Genomic DNA, 14161 nt, shown 5'->3' with positions numbered 1-14161 from the left:
CCAATCCGGCGCGCAGGTCAGAAGGCGGAATAGGCGCGCCCATCGATATGCCGGCGCGTGAGGTCGGCGACGATCTTGAGAAAGACCAGGCTCAGCGCAATGCCCGCTGCTGTCGAGACGTTGGTCAATATGTTGGACTGAAGGAGCGTATCGATCTCCCCCGCCCGGTCGGCGAACCGGTAGGCGGCGTTGCTGAGGACGCTGTTCAACAACCACAGGAACCACCACCAGCCTAGGATGGCGGGAGTTTCCTGTGTCCTCCAGTTGAGCGGGTCGCCGCTTGCCTTCCAGTTCTCCTTCATCGCCTGGAAGGGCGCCCATAGATTCAGAAGCGGAATGAAGTAGCAGCCGATCGACCAGCCGGGCGTGTAGCGCAGATCATTGACGCCTGTCGCCCGCAGATTGGCGTTGATGCGGTAAAGCCAGATGAGCGTCAGAATGCCGGCGACGATGAACAAACCAATCTGGGTGAATCCGATCGCCATCTGTCGCAGGTCGTTCGCCTCGGCGAGCGCCATGATATCCGGATTATCACTATGGACGCCGGCCTGAATGTCAGAGAGAAATTTATACTCCATCAGACCGGAGACGATCGCCGCGGCGCCGATCACGATATCGGCGATCAACAGCCAGCGAATCCAGCGTGCCGGGCCGGCAACATCCTTGACCACGTATCGCGCATCGGGGGTTGTTTTGAAGTTGTCGGTCGGATTCGGATCTTGTGAGTCGACTGTCATTGCCCCATCACCCCCGCCATTGCCGACCGATCACGCATCGGCCTGCAGGTTCGTCGGACAGAGTAAAGGTTGATAAAGCCGATTCGCACGACAATTCAGCCCGTGGATGCGGGCTGGACGTCTAACTCATTGAAAAGATTGGCGCACCCGATACGATTCGAACGTACGACCTTTGCCTTCGGAGGGCAACAATAGCCCCTACCTTGGCACCGCCAAGGATCGCCAGAGCTACAGAAAACCTTATTTAATCGCGCCTCTTGTCGCCACCGTTACCCGGCCATATCTTATTTTGGTGGGTCCCCGGTGGGTCCCCACCTGAATATGCCTGTAAATGCAGCGATGGGGGGCCGAAATGCCGACAGTCAATCTCACCAAGCGGGTGGTCGATACCGCCAAGCCCCATCCGGCCGGTGACGTTTACCTTTTCGATGATGAGGTGAAGGGCTTCGGTCTCCGGGTGAAACCCAGCGGCGCTAAGAGCTTCATTTTCTCCTACCGGGTGGGGCATGGCCGGGCCGCCCGCAAGGCACGGATGGTGATAGGACGCCCTGGCAGCCCCTGGACGGTCGAGACGGCCAAGCGCGAAGCCAAGCGCCTAGGCGGCATTGCTGCCGCTGGCGGCGATCCTGCCGCCGCCCGCAAGGCCGATGAGAACGCCACCATGACGGTTGACGATCTGTGCAAGGAATACCTGAAGGAAGTCGAGGGCGGCCGGGTGCTGACCAAATTTGATGTTCCCAAGGCTGCCTCGACCCTTGTCACCGACCGCGCCCGGATCAACCGGCATATCGTGCCGCTCATTGGCAAGAAGCGGGTCCAGGAACTGACCAAGGCCGATATTGACCGGATGCTGCGGGACATAGCCGGGGGCAAGACGGCCGTTGATGAAAAGACCGACAAAAAGCGCGGCCGGGCGCGGGTGACGGGCGGGCAGGGGACAGCCACGCGGACGGTGGGCATGTTGGGCGGGATCTTCAGCTATGCCATCGAGAAGGGCTATTGCACCGAGAACCCGGTGAAGGGCGTCCAGCGCTACCGCGACAATAAGAATGAACGGTTCCTGTCGCCGGAGGAATTGGGGCGGGTGGGTGCGGCACTGAAGAAGGCCGAAGCCGACGAAAAGGACCTTTACGCCATCGCGGCCACCCGCTTCCTAATCCTGTCGGGTTGCCGGAAATCGGAGGTCCTCACCCTCAAATGGGACCATGTTGATATCAACCATGCCTGCCTGCGGCTGCCTACATCTAAGACCGGCAAAAAAGTTGTCCCGCTGGGCGCGGCTGCCCTGGCGTTGCTGACCGATTTGCCGCGCGTCAGCAAGAACCCGCATGTTTTTCCCGGCCGGGTCGAGGGCAAGCACTATGTCGGACTGCCGCGCTTCTTTGAAAATATCCGCAAGGCTGCCAAGCTGCCAGAGGTCCGGTTGCACGATCTCCGCCACAGCTTCGCCAGCGCTGGCGCTGCGGGCGGCCTGGGGCTGCCGCTGATCGGGGCGCTCCTTGGTCACAAGGACACCAAGACAACCGCCCGCTATGCTCACTTGGCCGACTCTCCGGTGAAGGCGGCGGCCGATCGGATCGCGAAGTCGATCAAGGCAGCGATGGATGCCAAGCCGAAAGCGGATGCTGCGAATATGAATCGGCGCGCCAAGGGGTAGCTCAAGGGAAAGGAGCATAGCCGGTTGTGGAGGCCCGACGGCAGTCGCCTGCGACCCCAAAGCAAATCCCACTCGACCTGGAAACAATCCCAATTAAGCTGGTAATGTAACCGTTCCGTTCTGGGGGGCAGGCAGAATGCAGATAAACATCTTCTCTGGCGGCCGACGTATCGCGTTTGCACTCGGTTTCATTATCGCCTGCCTTGCGGCGTTGTTTGCGTTTCTTGTCAGCGACACACGCCCGGTTGAGGCGGTCGTCTATTCCATAGAGATGAAACAACCGGTCAAGCGTGCAGCCGGATGCAACTACAATGACGACTCAACAAGACAGTCAGTGGGGACCGTCTATGAGTGGTTCGACGTCGACGTCGTTTTCTGCTTTCGCAGCATCAAGCTTGAGGACGGGCAGTACATTCCTTACACAAACCCAAGCGGAGAATGGATGGCCGGACAGTCTTATTCTGATGAAGTCGACAAGTATGAAAGAGACTTCATTCGGGAATTTGTCATTCCCAGTGCTGATCGCATAGAAGCCGCCACAATCGCACGCGAAAATGTGCACCGCGTCTTTCTCTACAGCATGCTCGCATTTGCCGGAGCAGCAGTCGCGGTCTGGATCATCACCTACATCCTTGGCTGGATTGTGCGCGGCTTCTTAGGTGTGCCGCGCGGACAAGATTTCCGGCCCCCTCAACTGTGAAGCTCTCTATTCAAGCTGGCGCATGGGCTTGATGAAATTTTTAGGGGACATAAAGTTTCACGACTGACTGCTAAGATTCGCATCCAACTATGGGGAAGCTGTCTCATGAGGGCACAGAGTCTGAGAAAACAAGTTTTGCTGTTGGCTGCAACAGCTGGTCTCCTATCAGGATGCGGAGACAGCTGCGGCGAATACTCAGATTTCACATGCCAGGAAATCGAGGCCGCGCGTTACAATGTGTATTTCTACTACCCTGATCAACGCGAAGAGTATCTTGATGAGGTGACCACTCTTTCAGCCTGCGGGAATGTCGCGCGCAGTTTCGCCAGCTCCAAGAATATGTCCTCTGCAGATTGGGGCTATATCTGCTGCATGATCGCCAACGGATCGAGTTGCTACGAGAAACATAGGTAGTAGCTCGGCCAAAACCAATCATTCCGAGGCTGATCGCCGCACTTAAACGCTAGCGAGACCTCGCACTACAAGAAGATCAGACGCGGCTGCCATCAGTAGAAATCAGCTAGCGGCTAAGAAATCGGCGCAGCTACAAGTTTCCCTCAATGGATCAGAAACAATGAGAACCGCAAATGGCTCGCAAGAAGAAGCCTGATCTTAATGAACTGAAGGAGATATTCCGCGAGGATGGATCGTTAGAAAGCTATCTGCTAATTCGCAGATCATTCCCCAACCAAAAAGTCGAAGTGGGCAGATTCGGGGGGGTCGATCCGTTCCTTGTCATGCGAGCTGAATTGGAAGAGCACGGTGTTGTGCCTACGCTCATTCTTGGTGTGATGGACGGAGACGAGGTCCAAATTGATGAACTGGCCCTAAGAATAATGGAATGGCTCGTGGTTCGATCCGCGCTCATAAAATCGGGCCAAACCCATTTGAAAATCAAAAGGGAAGCGGTACCGGATTCCCTCATAGATTATCTCCTAATGATCATTATCGAGTCCTGCGAACGCCACTCGGTCTCGATGCCACCAGCTCTAGTCGTTCTTCTTAGGGAGAGATTGGGAGGGCCAAATCCAGCGCGCCACGCTCGATATGAAATATCAGAAAAGCAAAAGGAGGCGGTTTGGGTGGCTGCCCAAATTTTTGGGGCGAATGAAAGTATCTCCATAAGAAGGTTAGCCAAAGAGCTGAACATTGAGCCGAGTACAATATCTCGATGGTTCAAAAAGGAGAACTTGAGGCTGAGGCTCAACAGGTAAGAGACATGCTCGAAAGACATAAAAATGGGACGTTATTTGAGGGAATGATGAAATCAACAAAGTTTAAGAAGCGCACTACTTAGGCGTTGCACGAAATTCCAAGTGCGCAACGGCCATCTGGGCACCTAGCTTTCCGCAGTCGCCGCCACTAATGCGCGGCAATTAGAAGGAAAGCGCAATGACAGATACCTTCAGCAGATCAGCCGCCGGAACGGCAACCGGCAGTCAAAACGCCGATCCTCGACAATCTCAGCACGCTTTGCCGGAGCGGCAAGGAAAATGAGGGGGAAAGCTGGATTCCCGTCCAGGAATGGCTGCTGCGGTTGCGGCGGCAGGGTGTCGCGGTGCTTCTCATTCACCATGCCGGCAAGGGCGGCAACCAGCGCGGCACGTCGAAGCGCGAAGATGTTCTCGACACCGTCATAGCCCTGAGGCGCCCACTCGATTATGAGCCTGACCAGGGCGCCCGCTTTGAAGTCCATTTCGAGAAGGCGCGCGGCATGAGCGGGGATGATGCCTTGCCGTTGGATGCGCGGTTAATCCTCGACGATGACACCGTCAAATGGTCCTGGCAGCCGCTGGTCGATGCCAAGGCGAGCGCGGTCGAGGCGATGCTGCAAGACGGCCTGCCGATCCGGGACATTGCCGAAGAAACCGGCATGTCGAAATCCGCTGTCCACCGCCTCAAGGACAAGCTGAAGAAGGAGGGCCGCATCAATGGCTGAAGTTCAGCAGGTCGATTCTTGTCCCATTGTCCCAGCCCTAGGGAGCGGGACAGCGGGACACACCTCTGAGTCGAATGGTGGCAGCCTCATTCGGTCCCTGGCGGATCGTGTCATTGCGCGGGACAAAGAGCGGGACAGGGCGCGGGACACAATGCCGAAGCTGGTTTCCAACCAGGGACAGCAACCCCAGCAGCCAAGAAAATGCCCACCGTCGCTGGACTGGTCCGCAGAAGATTGGTGCGGGTTCTATCACGAAAGGGCGGCAATCCTGGAATGCGACAACAACCTGCCGCGCGTCGAGGCGGAAAGAGTCGCCTACGGTACGACCCTGGCGAAATGGATGGATGCCCACCGGCCGCCCACCGACAGGCAGGACCAATGCGCCCATTGCCGAGGTGATCGGCCGGGCGCGGTGCTTATCCCCTGCCTCAGCGCTTCGGGCGGGCATTACGGGGTGCATGACAAATGCCTGCCGGATCTTTTGGAGGGGATGCGCCAGCGCGGCATTGCAGCGCTATCGGCGTATGGCCTGGCACCCAGCCTGGGCGAGCGGCAGAGGGGCTAGGCGATGGCAAAGAAAGCGACACCTCCCAAGAATGAAGTGGTGCCAGTTGCACCCTTCAAGCCCACGGTAAAGGACGATGCTGCGGTCAATGCCTATTACGCACGAGAGAAGGAACGACCGAATCCAGGCAAGATCAAAATCGAGAAGCAGAAAGGCGAGCAGATCAGCATCACTATCGCCCCCGCACTTGGCCCCCTTTCGAAAGACAAGGGCGCGGGAATAGTGGCGGTGGCGCGACTGACCGAGACCTTCGGTGGCGTCGATTACGATGGCGCCAATCGCCTCTTGCGCGGCCTGATCAATGCGACACCAACCAAGGGCGGCGTGAACGACCAGTTTGTGAATGAGTCCCTGGCCCTGGTGGCAGCGATTGCACCGCAAGACGGGGTCGAGGGGATGTTGGCAGTCCAGATGGTCAATGCGCATAGCCTCATTTCAGAACTGCAGCGGCGCATGATCAACAGCGTCGAGAGCATCGCACAACAGGATAGCAACGGTGGGCTGTTGGTCCGATTGCTGCGAACCTATACCGCCCAAATGGAAGCCCTGAAGCGCTACCGGACCGGGGGCGAGCAACGAGTGAATGTCACCCACCAGCATGTCACGGTGAATGCCGAGAAGGCAGCCGTTGCCGTCAATCCGCCCTCAGCCAACGTGCAGGGGGTGGGGGTCACAGAAAAAACCGAGGAACAACCCCATGAGCCAAGACCCGCCCAACTCACCTACGCCCCCGGCGATCCGTTGCCGTGCGCACTCAAAGCGGACCCGCAAGCGGTGCGGGAACGCGCCGGTTAAGGGGTGGAAAGTATGCAGATTTCACGGTGCCGGTGGTGGGGCGCCGAAGGGAAACAAGAATGCTTGGAAACATGGACAATTTAGTGCGATATCGATGCTGAGAAGAAAGCAGGCGCTGCAGATCCTTAGAGACCTCGAAGGTATAGATAAATGGTTCAAAAGTTAAATCTGAGGCTAGAGACACGTTGGGTGCCGTGCGCTTCCGGTTTTAATCGCGAAGGGTCGGCTGTCCTCGCTCGCTAGTGAAGCGGCTGCGATAACGTTACTTCTGTGTTCGCCGCATTGCTGATCGGATGATTATGCCTGACAATCCAATCCAGGTTTTCTTTGATGCAAATGTCCTGATCTCGACAGGCAAGCCTCCGGGCGGGCCAATTTTTCGTCGTATCGCTGACTTGGTCAAAGGCGGGTTCATTTCTGTCTTAACAACAGACGTAACGGTGCAGGAAGTCGCAAGGAAACACGTCGAGAATGATTATGAGGTCATTAAGGAACTTTCGCGCTCACATTTTCGGAAGATTACCGCCGAGACGCTAAACATACCTATTCGAGAAGTCACAAAGGAAGAAATTCGAACCTCGTTATTTCGAAAGTACGGTGCCGAAACCGATAGGATGTTTAAGACTTTGCAAGCTAAAGTTATCCTCATCGATTCTGTTCAACCTTCAAAGATTTTTTTCTGCTTACAGCAAAAAGAAGGCTTCTTTAGTGGGGAAGGAAAACAGCATCAATTCTCTGACGCATTCATTTTTGAATCTCTGCGGCAGACGGCGACAGATGAATTGCCAATCATCATAATCACAAACGATGACGATTTTCTGGCCCCAACTAAAGGCGAGAAAAATCTATCCGTCCTTCGATCTGTGCCAGATCTCTTCAAGCATCTCGACCTAGAAATCAAAGCCCCTGAGGTCGAAGCCTTTCTGGAAGAGCATAATCAAGACTTGGTCGGCTTGTTTGATTCCGAGTTGAAGAACTGGAGCCTGTTCGCTGCTGACGTTGAGGATGCCGAAATTGAGGTCGACAGTGTCAGTAAAGTGACACTTTCGGAAATAGCGACGTTTGATAATGCAGAGAAGGATGGGTCACATCTCGTCGTGGGCACTGCTCTTGTTACTGCGAGTGTGTCCTATACGCATCCCGATTGGGAGACCGCAATTTATGACAGCGAAGACAAGGTCCTTATTCCGCTCGGAGATTCATCGGGTGAGACAGAAATCGAGCTGGAGGTAGATTTTTCCCTAAGCATATTGCTTAAACAGGAGAGCAACGAACCTGAAGAGATTGATGGATTCGAGTTTCGAAATGACGACTTCACGTGGGTGACGTTGCACTCTGACGTAAATGAATACTGAGGGCTGTCCCCGTCATGGGTGCAAGCATCCTGCCTAAAGTGTGGACCTTCTAAAAAAGGTCTAGGTAGATGGGCGCAACATCTTCACAACTTTTCATGCAGTTCCTGATTGCGTTAGCAATGTCAACTCTGAGGTTGCCTTTCACCGTGGTCTCCTTGCTCACAATGGCTTTTTGGATTTCCGCGCGTGGGAACTGATATGGGTCGTGAAGTGGTGACCTGCCACTGAAGAATTCCTCCAAAACGGATTAGAGTCTGGCCCAGCAATGGAGACAGACGATGAAGAAGAGGCGGTTTACGGAAGAGCAGATTATCGCGGTGCTGCGGGAACATGAGGCCGGGGCGAAGACGGCGGATCTGGCCCGCAAGCACGGGGTATCGGAGGCGACGCTCTACAACTGGAAGGCCAAGTTTGGCGGGCTGGATGTTTCTGAGGCCAAGCGGCTGCGGGCCCTGGAGGACGAGAACGGCAAGCTGAAGCGACTGCTGGCCGATAGCATGCTGGACGCGTCGGCGCTGCGGGAGCTTCTGGCAAAAAAATGGTAAGGCCCGCCGCCAAGCGTGAGGCTGTCGCTTTTCTGAAGGGTCGGTTTCAGATAAGCGAGCGCCGGGCCTGTTCCGTCATAGCCGCCGATCGCAAGATGATCCGCTATTGCTCCAGGCGACCGCCAGAACCAGCCCTTCGGGCCAGGTTGCGGGATTTGGCCAATGAGCGCCGCCGCTTCGGCTATCGGCGCCTGTTCATCCTGCTGCGCCAGGAGGGCGAGGCATCCGGCATCAACCGGATCTACCGCCTCTATCGCGAGGAGGGTCTGACCGTGCGCAAGCGCCGTGCCCGGCGGCGCGCTGTCGGCATTCGGGCGCCGATCCTGGTCGAGGCCAGAGTCAACGCCCGCTGGTCGCTGGATTTCGTTCATGACCAGATGGCGAACGGCCGCCGCTTCCGCATCCTCAACGTGGTTGATGATGTGACCCGGGAGTGCCTGGCTGCCATCCCCGACACGTCGATCTCGGGACAGCGCGTGGCGCGGGAACTGACAGCGCTCATCACCCGACGTGGCAAGCCCGGCATGATCGTATCGGACAATGGCACCGAGCTGACCTCGAATGCCATCTTCGCCTGGGCCAAGGATCACGCTGTCGAATGGCACTACATCACACCAGGAAAGCCGATGCAGAACGGCTTTGTCGAGAGCTTCAACGGCCGGATGCGCGACGAGCTGCTGAACGAGACCCTGTTCCGCGGCCTCGATCACGCCAGGTCGGTCATTGCCAGGTGGGCTGAAGATTACAACACAGCGCGACCACATTCCGCGCTCAACTACCGAACTCCGGTGGCCTACGCCGCCATCCTGAAAGCCGCAAGGGGCCCTGACGCTGCGCGCACTGAAAGCTCCGCGCCAGAGCCCCTTGCTACCACCGCGCCACACGGCGTATCAAACAGCGAGACTCTAAAAGCGACTGGATGACGCTTCAGTGGCAGGTCAATCGGGATCAACATTTTCTGGATCATTTTCAGAAGGTTCTGTACGGACATGACGGCAGTTGAATCGTATATTTTCAATCTGTCGGCAGGTGTTTCCTTGTCCTTCAGGAATTCGCGTTCAGGCAAAGTGTATTGGTAGCACTCTCTGATTTCGGCTTCATGTGGTGCGCGAAGTGACTTTGCTTTTTCCAATAGCTTGTTGATACGCTGATAGGTGATTTCTTGCATTACTTTCCGGTTAGCTTTCCTGTGATGGTGGCACCTGTTCCTAGTGCATCGGGATCACCAGAATTTTCTTGAAGGGATAGAGATGCACGTCCACGCATAGAAGCGAGACGGGCACGTTCGGCAGCTTGTGCGGCGGTTTCAGCGGCGGCTTGTTGGGCGCGTAGCTGATCGGCGCTGTCTGCCTTCTTCACTTTTGGAGAAGAAAAAATCTTTTTTGGGCACATTACAGGCTCATCAAATTGTTGATTGGCAAATTGTAGGAGAATGGGAGTCCAACTGACTTCACCTTCTTCTTTGCCAAACCTGTTTCTGGATCAATTTCACCATCAATGAAGTTGTCTGGTGTCTTAGCTGTGGTTGAATTGTTGGCTGTCTGGGTTGCGGCTGCTTCTTCGTCAACGTTTGGCTTCGAATTCAGGATTGCCTTGGCGAGTGTGTTTGAACCATCGCCTTTGCCACCCGTCATGCCACCACCTAGACCATTCTTGTTTTTGGCACGGTCATCTGATGCAGCGTTGCCGAAAGATGAAATACCTTCACCTTCCATGTCATCAACGCGGCCCATTGCTGGATCATCCATGCGTGTGGACTTCTTGCGGCCTGCGTCAACGTCTTCTTGGTTTTTTTGAACCATGTCGCCCATTTCATCGCCCACAGCCATCAAAGCGCCCATGCCTGGGGCTGGGACTAGTGCACCGACAACGGCACCAAGGAGTTTGCCGAATTCGTCACCGGGTTTCTTGTTGCGTTTTGGGGCGGTATCCAAAGTTGAACCATCTTGCATCGGTCCTTGTTGTGGACGCGATTTGCCAGAAGGATTTACATCCAACGTTGAACCATCACGGTTGGGGCCTTGTGCTGGACCTTTACCGCTTGGGTTTTTGTCGATTGTTGACCCATCGCGGTTCGGTCCTTGTGCTGGACCCTTCTTCGGACCAAGCCCTGCTGATCCATCACGGTTGGGGCCTTGTACTTCTTTTGATTTGTCTTTGGACTTTTTCGAACCGCCTGCTGCCATTGTTTGAATCCTCTAATGAATGGAATTGAAGTGTTTCCATTATTTAGGTCGGACAAGGATTCAGGCTGGGGATGGACAGGGAAGGGTGATTATGGTGGGGTGGAAGCGTTCAACCTAGGGGGGGAAAAATGCAGACGTTGGGTGGAATACTGATCTTCGTCCTATTCATCGCTACCGGAGTCTTCGGATATCTACAGACGACATTCTATATTCCGTTGGGTGCTGCCTTTATCGGTTCTCTTTTCGTTATGCTGTTTCGGCCAGAAGGTAGGTTCGCGGTCCAGCAAGACGGGGCTTTCGCTGCTCTATCGAAAATGATGGTCCCAACGTTCATCCTCTTCGCTGTCGTCTTCGCAGTTGGTTGGGGGGTCGGATCACTGGTCGGGTAAGGGCAGGTAGTTTTGAAATTTGGGCTGCAAAAATTTCTGACAGTCGAGAGGATTCCGAGGGGTAGCCATTTTTTCAAACCTTCCGCAAATATTCCTAGTTTCCCCCAAACCAGCAAGAAAATTACCCAAACAGCTAAGTCACTGTAAAATATACGTTCATTCATCCATTCAATCCGGCAAACCCACGGCTCATAGCACAGCCGTAGCACAATGTTCCGAATAGCTGAATGATTTCAACATGCAGTAGTAGATTACAGATTGACGTGTTGTGTGTTGGGTGAGGTGCAGAAGGTTTGAAAAGCGAATTATATCAATAGGCTGTAGGGTGGGACGCCTGTATTTGTTGAGTTTCTGGCGAATAGGATTTTGAACTATGCCGAATGAAATGAGTCGGGCTTGGTTGTATATACAAGTTGATTGGCAGGATTCAGTAGAGTTTACCGAAACCCCCTGACCATTCCCTTTGCCCACTCACAGCCGCTACGGACCCTCACCACGGGCTTCTGATCCAATCGCCATACATTTCAACCTTCTGCTTCCTGACCCTTGGTGATCGGCTGGAACGTCTCTGGTGGATTGCCTGCGATGGTGGAATGATGGTGGTTGTCTGCTACTGGATTTCAAATCTTCTGGGGAAACATCATGGCCTCTAAGCGGCACGTGCCTTTCATCATGGGCATTGTCACTATGGCGATAGCTCTATTCGTATTCTTCACTGTGGATAGCTGGTGGCGGTGGGTGATTGCTGTTCCGTTGTCCATGTTCGCCTGGGCATCGCTCAAGACGGCATTATTTGCATCGGACAAAGAAGTGCGGGAACTGACTGGCACGGGACCGATGAGCAAAGACACCGCTGAACGCTTCAAGGATCGAATGTAATTTCAAATCTGTTTGGGGGTGTGGGATGACTGATCGAGGAATAATCGTTGCGGCGTTGTTGATCAGCATTGCTTTTGGATTGAATGCACTATCTGAACGATACCAGATGGCCGGACAACATAGCGTGGTTGCCTACGATAGCTGGACCGGTTCTTGGTGCTTAATCAGCATGTCTCCATCGCCAAAGGGATGTGATGCGCAAGGTGATTGATGAAGCTTTTGCGGAATGGCTGGGTACGTCATTGGATCGTCTTAGCTATGGGGTGGATGGTTGGTTATGGATTGTTGCATACGGAACAAATCAAACTCGCCTGGGGCTTCGGGTGGGACGCGGCTTATCCATCGGCTGACTGCGTGTACGATCCTGAATCCTATGTTTGCAAAAGTATCAAGGCAGATGTAGCGGCGATGAACGAAGACAAACGCATTGATCATCTTCAATTGATGTTCGGCCCGCCTTTCGTACTGCTGTTGGTTGGAGTTGGTGGGGCCTGGGTGTTTCGTGGGTTCAGAAAGAAGGGGGAATGATGAAACGTCTGGTAGCTATCTTGTTCTTGATTGGCTCGGGTGATGTTGCTTGGGCTGATTGTAACTACGCGATCAACGACTACAACGATGCAATCTCTGAAATATCGTATGCAATGAAGCGGTATACGAACTGCGTGAGCAATAGCGAAGGGCAGGACGATTGTTCTTCAGAGTTCAGGAAGTTGAAGTACGCTCAAGACGAATTTGAAAGTGCAGTTTCAGCCATCTCCTACGAGTGTGACTGAGCGTTGATCGGTGGGTTCAGGAAGCGGAAATAAAATCTGATTGAGGGGCAGGGGAATGAACCTATCGAAACTTCAGCTTGGTGCATTAGTCGTTCTTGGGCTTCCTCTCGTGTTCCTATATGTGCAGCTTCATCGCTATCAGTATGTGGCATTGACACTGGAAGGTGGTGGGGTTGGCGGGGTGATACGGGTTGATTCGCTCACGGACAACACATGTATTGTGATCGTTGCGAATGGGCAGGGGAATTGCTGATGAAACCTATCTTGATTGCCGCATGCTTGATGTTAGTGGCTGGTGTTGCTCGGGCAGAGCCAGGCCCAATGGTGACCTATCTGATGAACTCAACCGCATCTGATTTCACAATTGGAATGCTCAGGTTAGAACTTGCTCTTGATAAGCACGCTAATCGACTAGGAGAAAACTATGCGGTCCTTCCGCTATATGACTGGGAGAAAAACCGCATAAATGTATGGGTGTGGTATAATACAAAGACAGATGTTGATTTCATCTCTGAGAAACACTGCAAAGAGGTTGTGTCTGATATTCGCGGCCTTCTTGGCATAAAGTTAGACACGGGCAAGCCATGGAGCGGCGATGAATCGTTTATCGGAATGTACTTCACTCCAATTGGGTATGAATCGAAGGCGCAGCCAAAGGACCTTGGCAAGAATCTAGAATCGGACATTGCAATTCTGCGGCAGGGTGAGGTTTTGCCCTTCCAGATGGTGGGCGACCGCCCGAAAGCGGCCGCCTCCCCACCGGTCCTCTAGCGGTGCCGCGGCTGAACATCTCAGTCGCCTTTGAAGCATGGCTCGGTGAGTCCAGTCGGGAGGCAGCCACTTCCGAAGCCTCGGAACAACCGCACCTCATTGTGGCCGATAATTGACCCTGCTCTCCGAAGCGCTTCCCGTGCGGCCTCATTGGAAATCAACTACCAGTCACCCTTTGGCACAGGATGGGGCTTGTTTGTCGGCCAATCGCCCTGAGGGTCTGGCTCCTTAGGATCGTTATACGGGTTCGGCTTCGGCTTCGGCTTCGGCTTCGGCTTCGGCTTCGGCTTCGGCTTCGGCTTGTCTGGGTCGGGCCAGGGCGGTCCGTATCCCGGCTTGTTGGGATTTGGCGGTGACGGACAACCCCAGCTATCCGTACAGTCCTTTGAATCAGCTGGCGTAGGCCATGGGCTAGGTGGAGGAAATCCGCCGCCGCCGCCACAAGCATGCAGATTAGCAAGGCTGCAAGCATTGGGGTCCCACTTTCGCGGATCTCTAGTCTCGTCTGATTTATCACCAGAGGAACCACGACCGTGATCCTGCGCCGACGGTTGACCTCGGTCATTGGCATCTACTGAACTATCTTGGGCATGAACCGAAGGGGCGAACGCGACACAGACGAGCACACTTACAGCGACACCAGTAAAAATTGGGATGGAAACCTTCGAAAATTTTCTCATAGTGTTTGCGTCCGATGGTTGTCACAACAATGAAAGGCAGGACCGATTTCTTTTCCGTTCCGTTTCATTTCGGTCCAGGCTATGAGACGTCTCTTCGGACGAATGGTTGCAGCAGAATGACCATTGCTCTGCCCCTCAGCATCCGTCCCGCATGTAGGCAATTCCGGTGGATACTTCGACTTGCTAATAT

At 54.4% G+C, this 14161-nt stretch carries 15 protein-coding genes and 1 tRNA gene; 12 read left to right on the top strand and 4 right to left on the bottom strand.

Going from position 1 to position 14161, the window contains the following annotated elements:
• Positions 1 to 17: 17 nt before the first annotated feature.
• A complete protein-coding gene (locus IPK59_08460; GenBank protein MBK8158775.1) occupies positions 18 to 737 on the bottom strand; it encodes a DUF4328 domain-containing protein in 720 nt (239 codons plus the stop codon).
• A gap of 139 nt (positions 738 to 876) precedes the next feature.
• Positions 877 to 950, bottom strand: a tRNA-Arg gene (locus IPK59_08455).
• A 139-nt stretch (positions 951 to 1089) separates the two neighbouring features.
• Here IPK59_08455 and IPK59_08450 point away from each other — a divergent pair.
• The 8 genes from IPK59_08450 (at position 1090) to IPK59_08415 (ending at position 9216) form a co-directional block, all read left to right on the top strand.
• Positions 1090 to 2394: a tyrosine-type recombinase/integrase gene (locus tag IPK59_08450; GenBank protein MBK8158774.1), complete on the top strand. Its 1305-nt coding sequence runs from the start codon at positions 1090 to 1092 to the stop codon at positions 2392 to 2394.
• Between the two features lie 136 nt (positions 2395 to 2530).
• Positions 2531 to 3094, top strand: coding sequence for a hypothetical protein (locus tag IPK59_08445; GenBank protein ID MBK8158773.1), 564 nt, complete (start codon positions 2531 to 2533; stop codon positions 3092 to 3094).
• Between the two features lie 587 nt (positions 3095 to 3681).
• Positions 3682 to 4308: a hypothetical protein gene (locus IPK59_08440; GenBank protein ID MBK8158772.1), complete on the top strand. Its 627-nt coding sequence runs from the start codon at positions 3682 to 3684 to the stop codon at positions 4306 to 4308.
• A 296-nt stretch (positions 4309 to 4604) separates the two neighbouring features.
• A complete protein-coding gene (locus IPK59_08435; protein ID MBK8158771.1) occupies positions 4605 to 5033 on the top strand; it encodes a helix-turn-helix domain-containing protein in 429 nt (142 codons plus the stop codon).
• A gap of 151 nt (positions 5034 to 5184) precedes the next feature.
• Positions 5185 to 5598 (top strand): hypothetical protein, encoded by a 414-nt coding sequence (locus tag IPK59_08430; protein ID MBK8158770.1) that lies wholly within the window; start codon positions 5185 to 5187, stop codon positions 5596 to 5598.
• A 3-nt stretch (positions 5599 to 5601) separates the two neighbouring features.
• The gene (locus tag IPK59_08425) at positions 5602 to 6393 is read left to right on the top strand and encodes a hypothetical protein (GenBank protein MBK8158769.1); all 792 of its coding nucleotides are present in this window, start codon (positions 5602 to 5604) and stop codon (positions 6391 to 6393) included.
• Positions 6394 to 6692: 299 nt separating this feature from the next.
• Positions 6693 to 7748, top strand: coding sequence for a DUF4935 domain-containing protein (locus IPK59_08420; protein ID MBK8158768.1), 1056 nt, complete (start codon positions 6693 to 6695; stop codon positions 7746 to 7748).
• A 278-nt stretch (positions 7749 to 8026) separates the two neighbouring features.
• Positions 8027 to 9216, top strand: a protein-coding gene (locus IPK59_08415; GenBank protein MBK8158767.1) for an IS3 family transposase whose coding sequence is annotated in 2 segments (ribosomal slippage) — positions 8027 to 8279 and positions 8279 to 9216 — 1191 coding nt in all. Because the reading frame shifts where the segments join, the coding sequence is not laid out codon by codon here.
• A gap of 244 nt (positions 9217 to 9460) precedes the next feature.
• Here the strand turns inward: IPK59_08415 and IPK59_08410 are convergent.
• Complete coding sequence (locus IPK59_08410; protein ID MBK8158766.1) at positions 9461 to 9685, bottom strand: hypothetical protein; 225 nt, start codon at positions 9683 to 9685, stop codon at positions 9461 to 9463.
• Positions 9685 to 10479 (bottom strand): hypothetical protein, encoded by a 795-nt coding sequence (locus tag IPK59_08405; protein MBK8158765.1) that lies wholly within the window; start codon positions 10477 to 10479, stop codon positions 9685 to 9687. Before IPK59_08405 ends, IPK59_08410 begins: the two co-directional genes overlap by 1 nt.
• A gap of 1031 nt (positions 10480 to 11510) precedes the next feature.
• Between IPK59_08405 and IPK59_08400 the strand changes: the two genes are divergently transcribed.
• From IPK59_08400 to IPK59_08385, 4 genes are all read left to right on the top strand, one after another.
• The gene (locus IPK59_08400) at positions 11511 to 11747 is read left to right on the top strand and encodes a hypothetical protein (GenBank protein ID MBK8158764.1); all 237 of its coding nucleotides are present in this window, start codon (positions 11511 to 11513) and stop codon (positions 11745 to 11747) included.
• A gap of 210 nt (positions 11748 to 11957) precedes the next feature.
• Positions 11958 to 12275, top strand: a complete 318-nt coding sequence (locus IPK59_08395; GenBank protein ID MBK8158763.1) for a hypothetical protein — start codon at positions 11958 to 11960, stop codon at positions 12273 to 12275.
• Positions 12272 to 12520, top strand: coding sequence for a hypothetical protein (locus IPK59_08390; GenBank protein ID MBK8158762.1), 249 nt, complete (start codon positions 12272 to 12274; stop codon positions 12518 to 12520). Before IPK59_08395 ends, IPK59_08390 begins: the two co-directional genes overlap by 4 nt.
• Positions 12521 to 12772: 252 nt before the next feature.
• The gene (locus IPK59_08385; protein ID MBK8158761.1) at positions 12773 to 13291 is read left to right on the top strand and encodes a hypothetical protein; all 519 of its coding nucleotides are present in this window, start codon (positions 12773 to 12775) and stop codon (positions 13289 to 13291) included.
• Positions 13292 to 14161 lie beyond the last annotated feature (870 nt).

The organism is Rhodospirillaceae bacterium (assembly GCA_016712715.1).
Lineage (GTDB): Bacteria > Pseudomonadota > Alphaproteobacteria > Dongiales > Dongiaceae > Dongia.
Note: the sequence above shows the minus strand (reverse complement) of the source record. Positions and strands in the feature narration are given on the sequence as shown.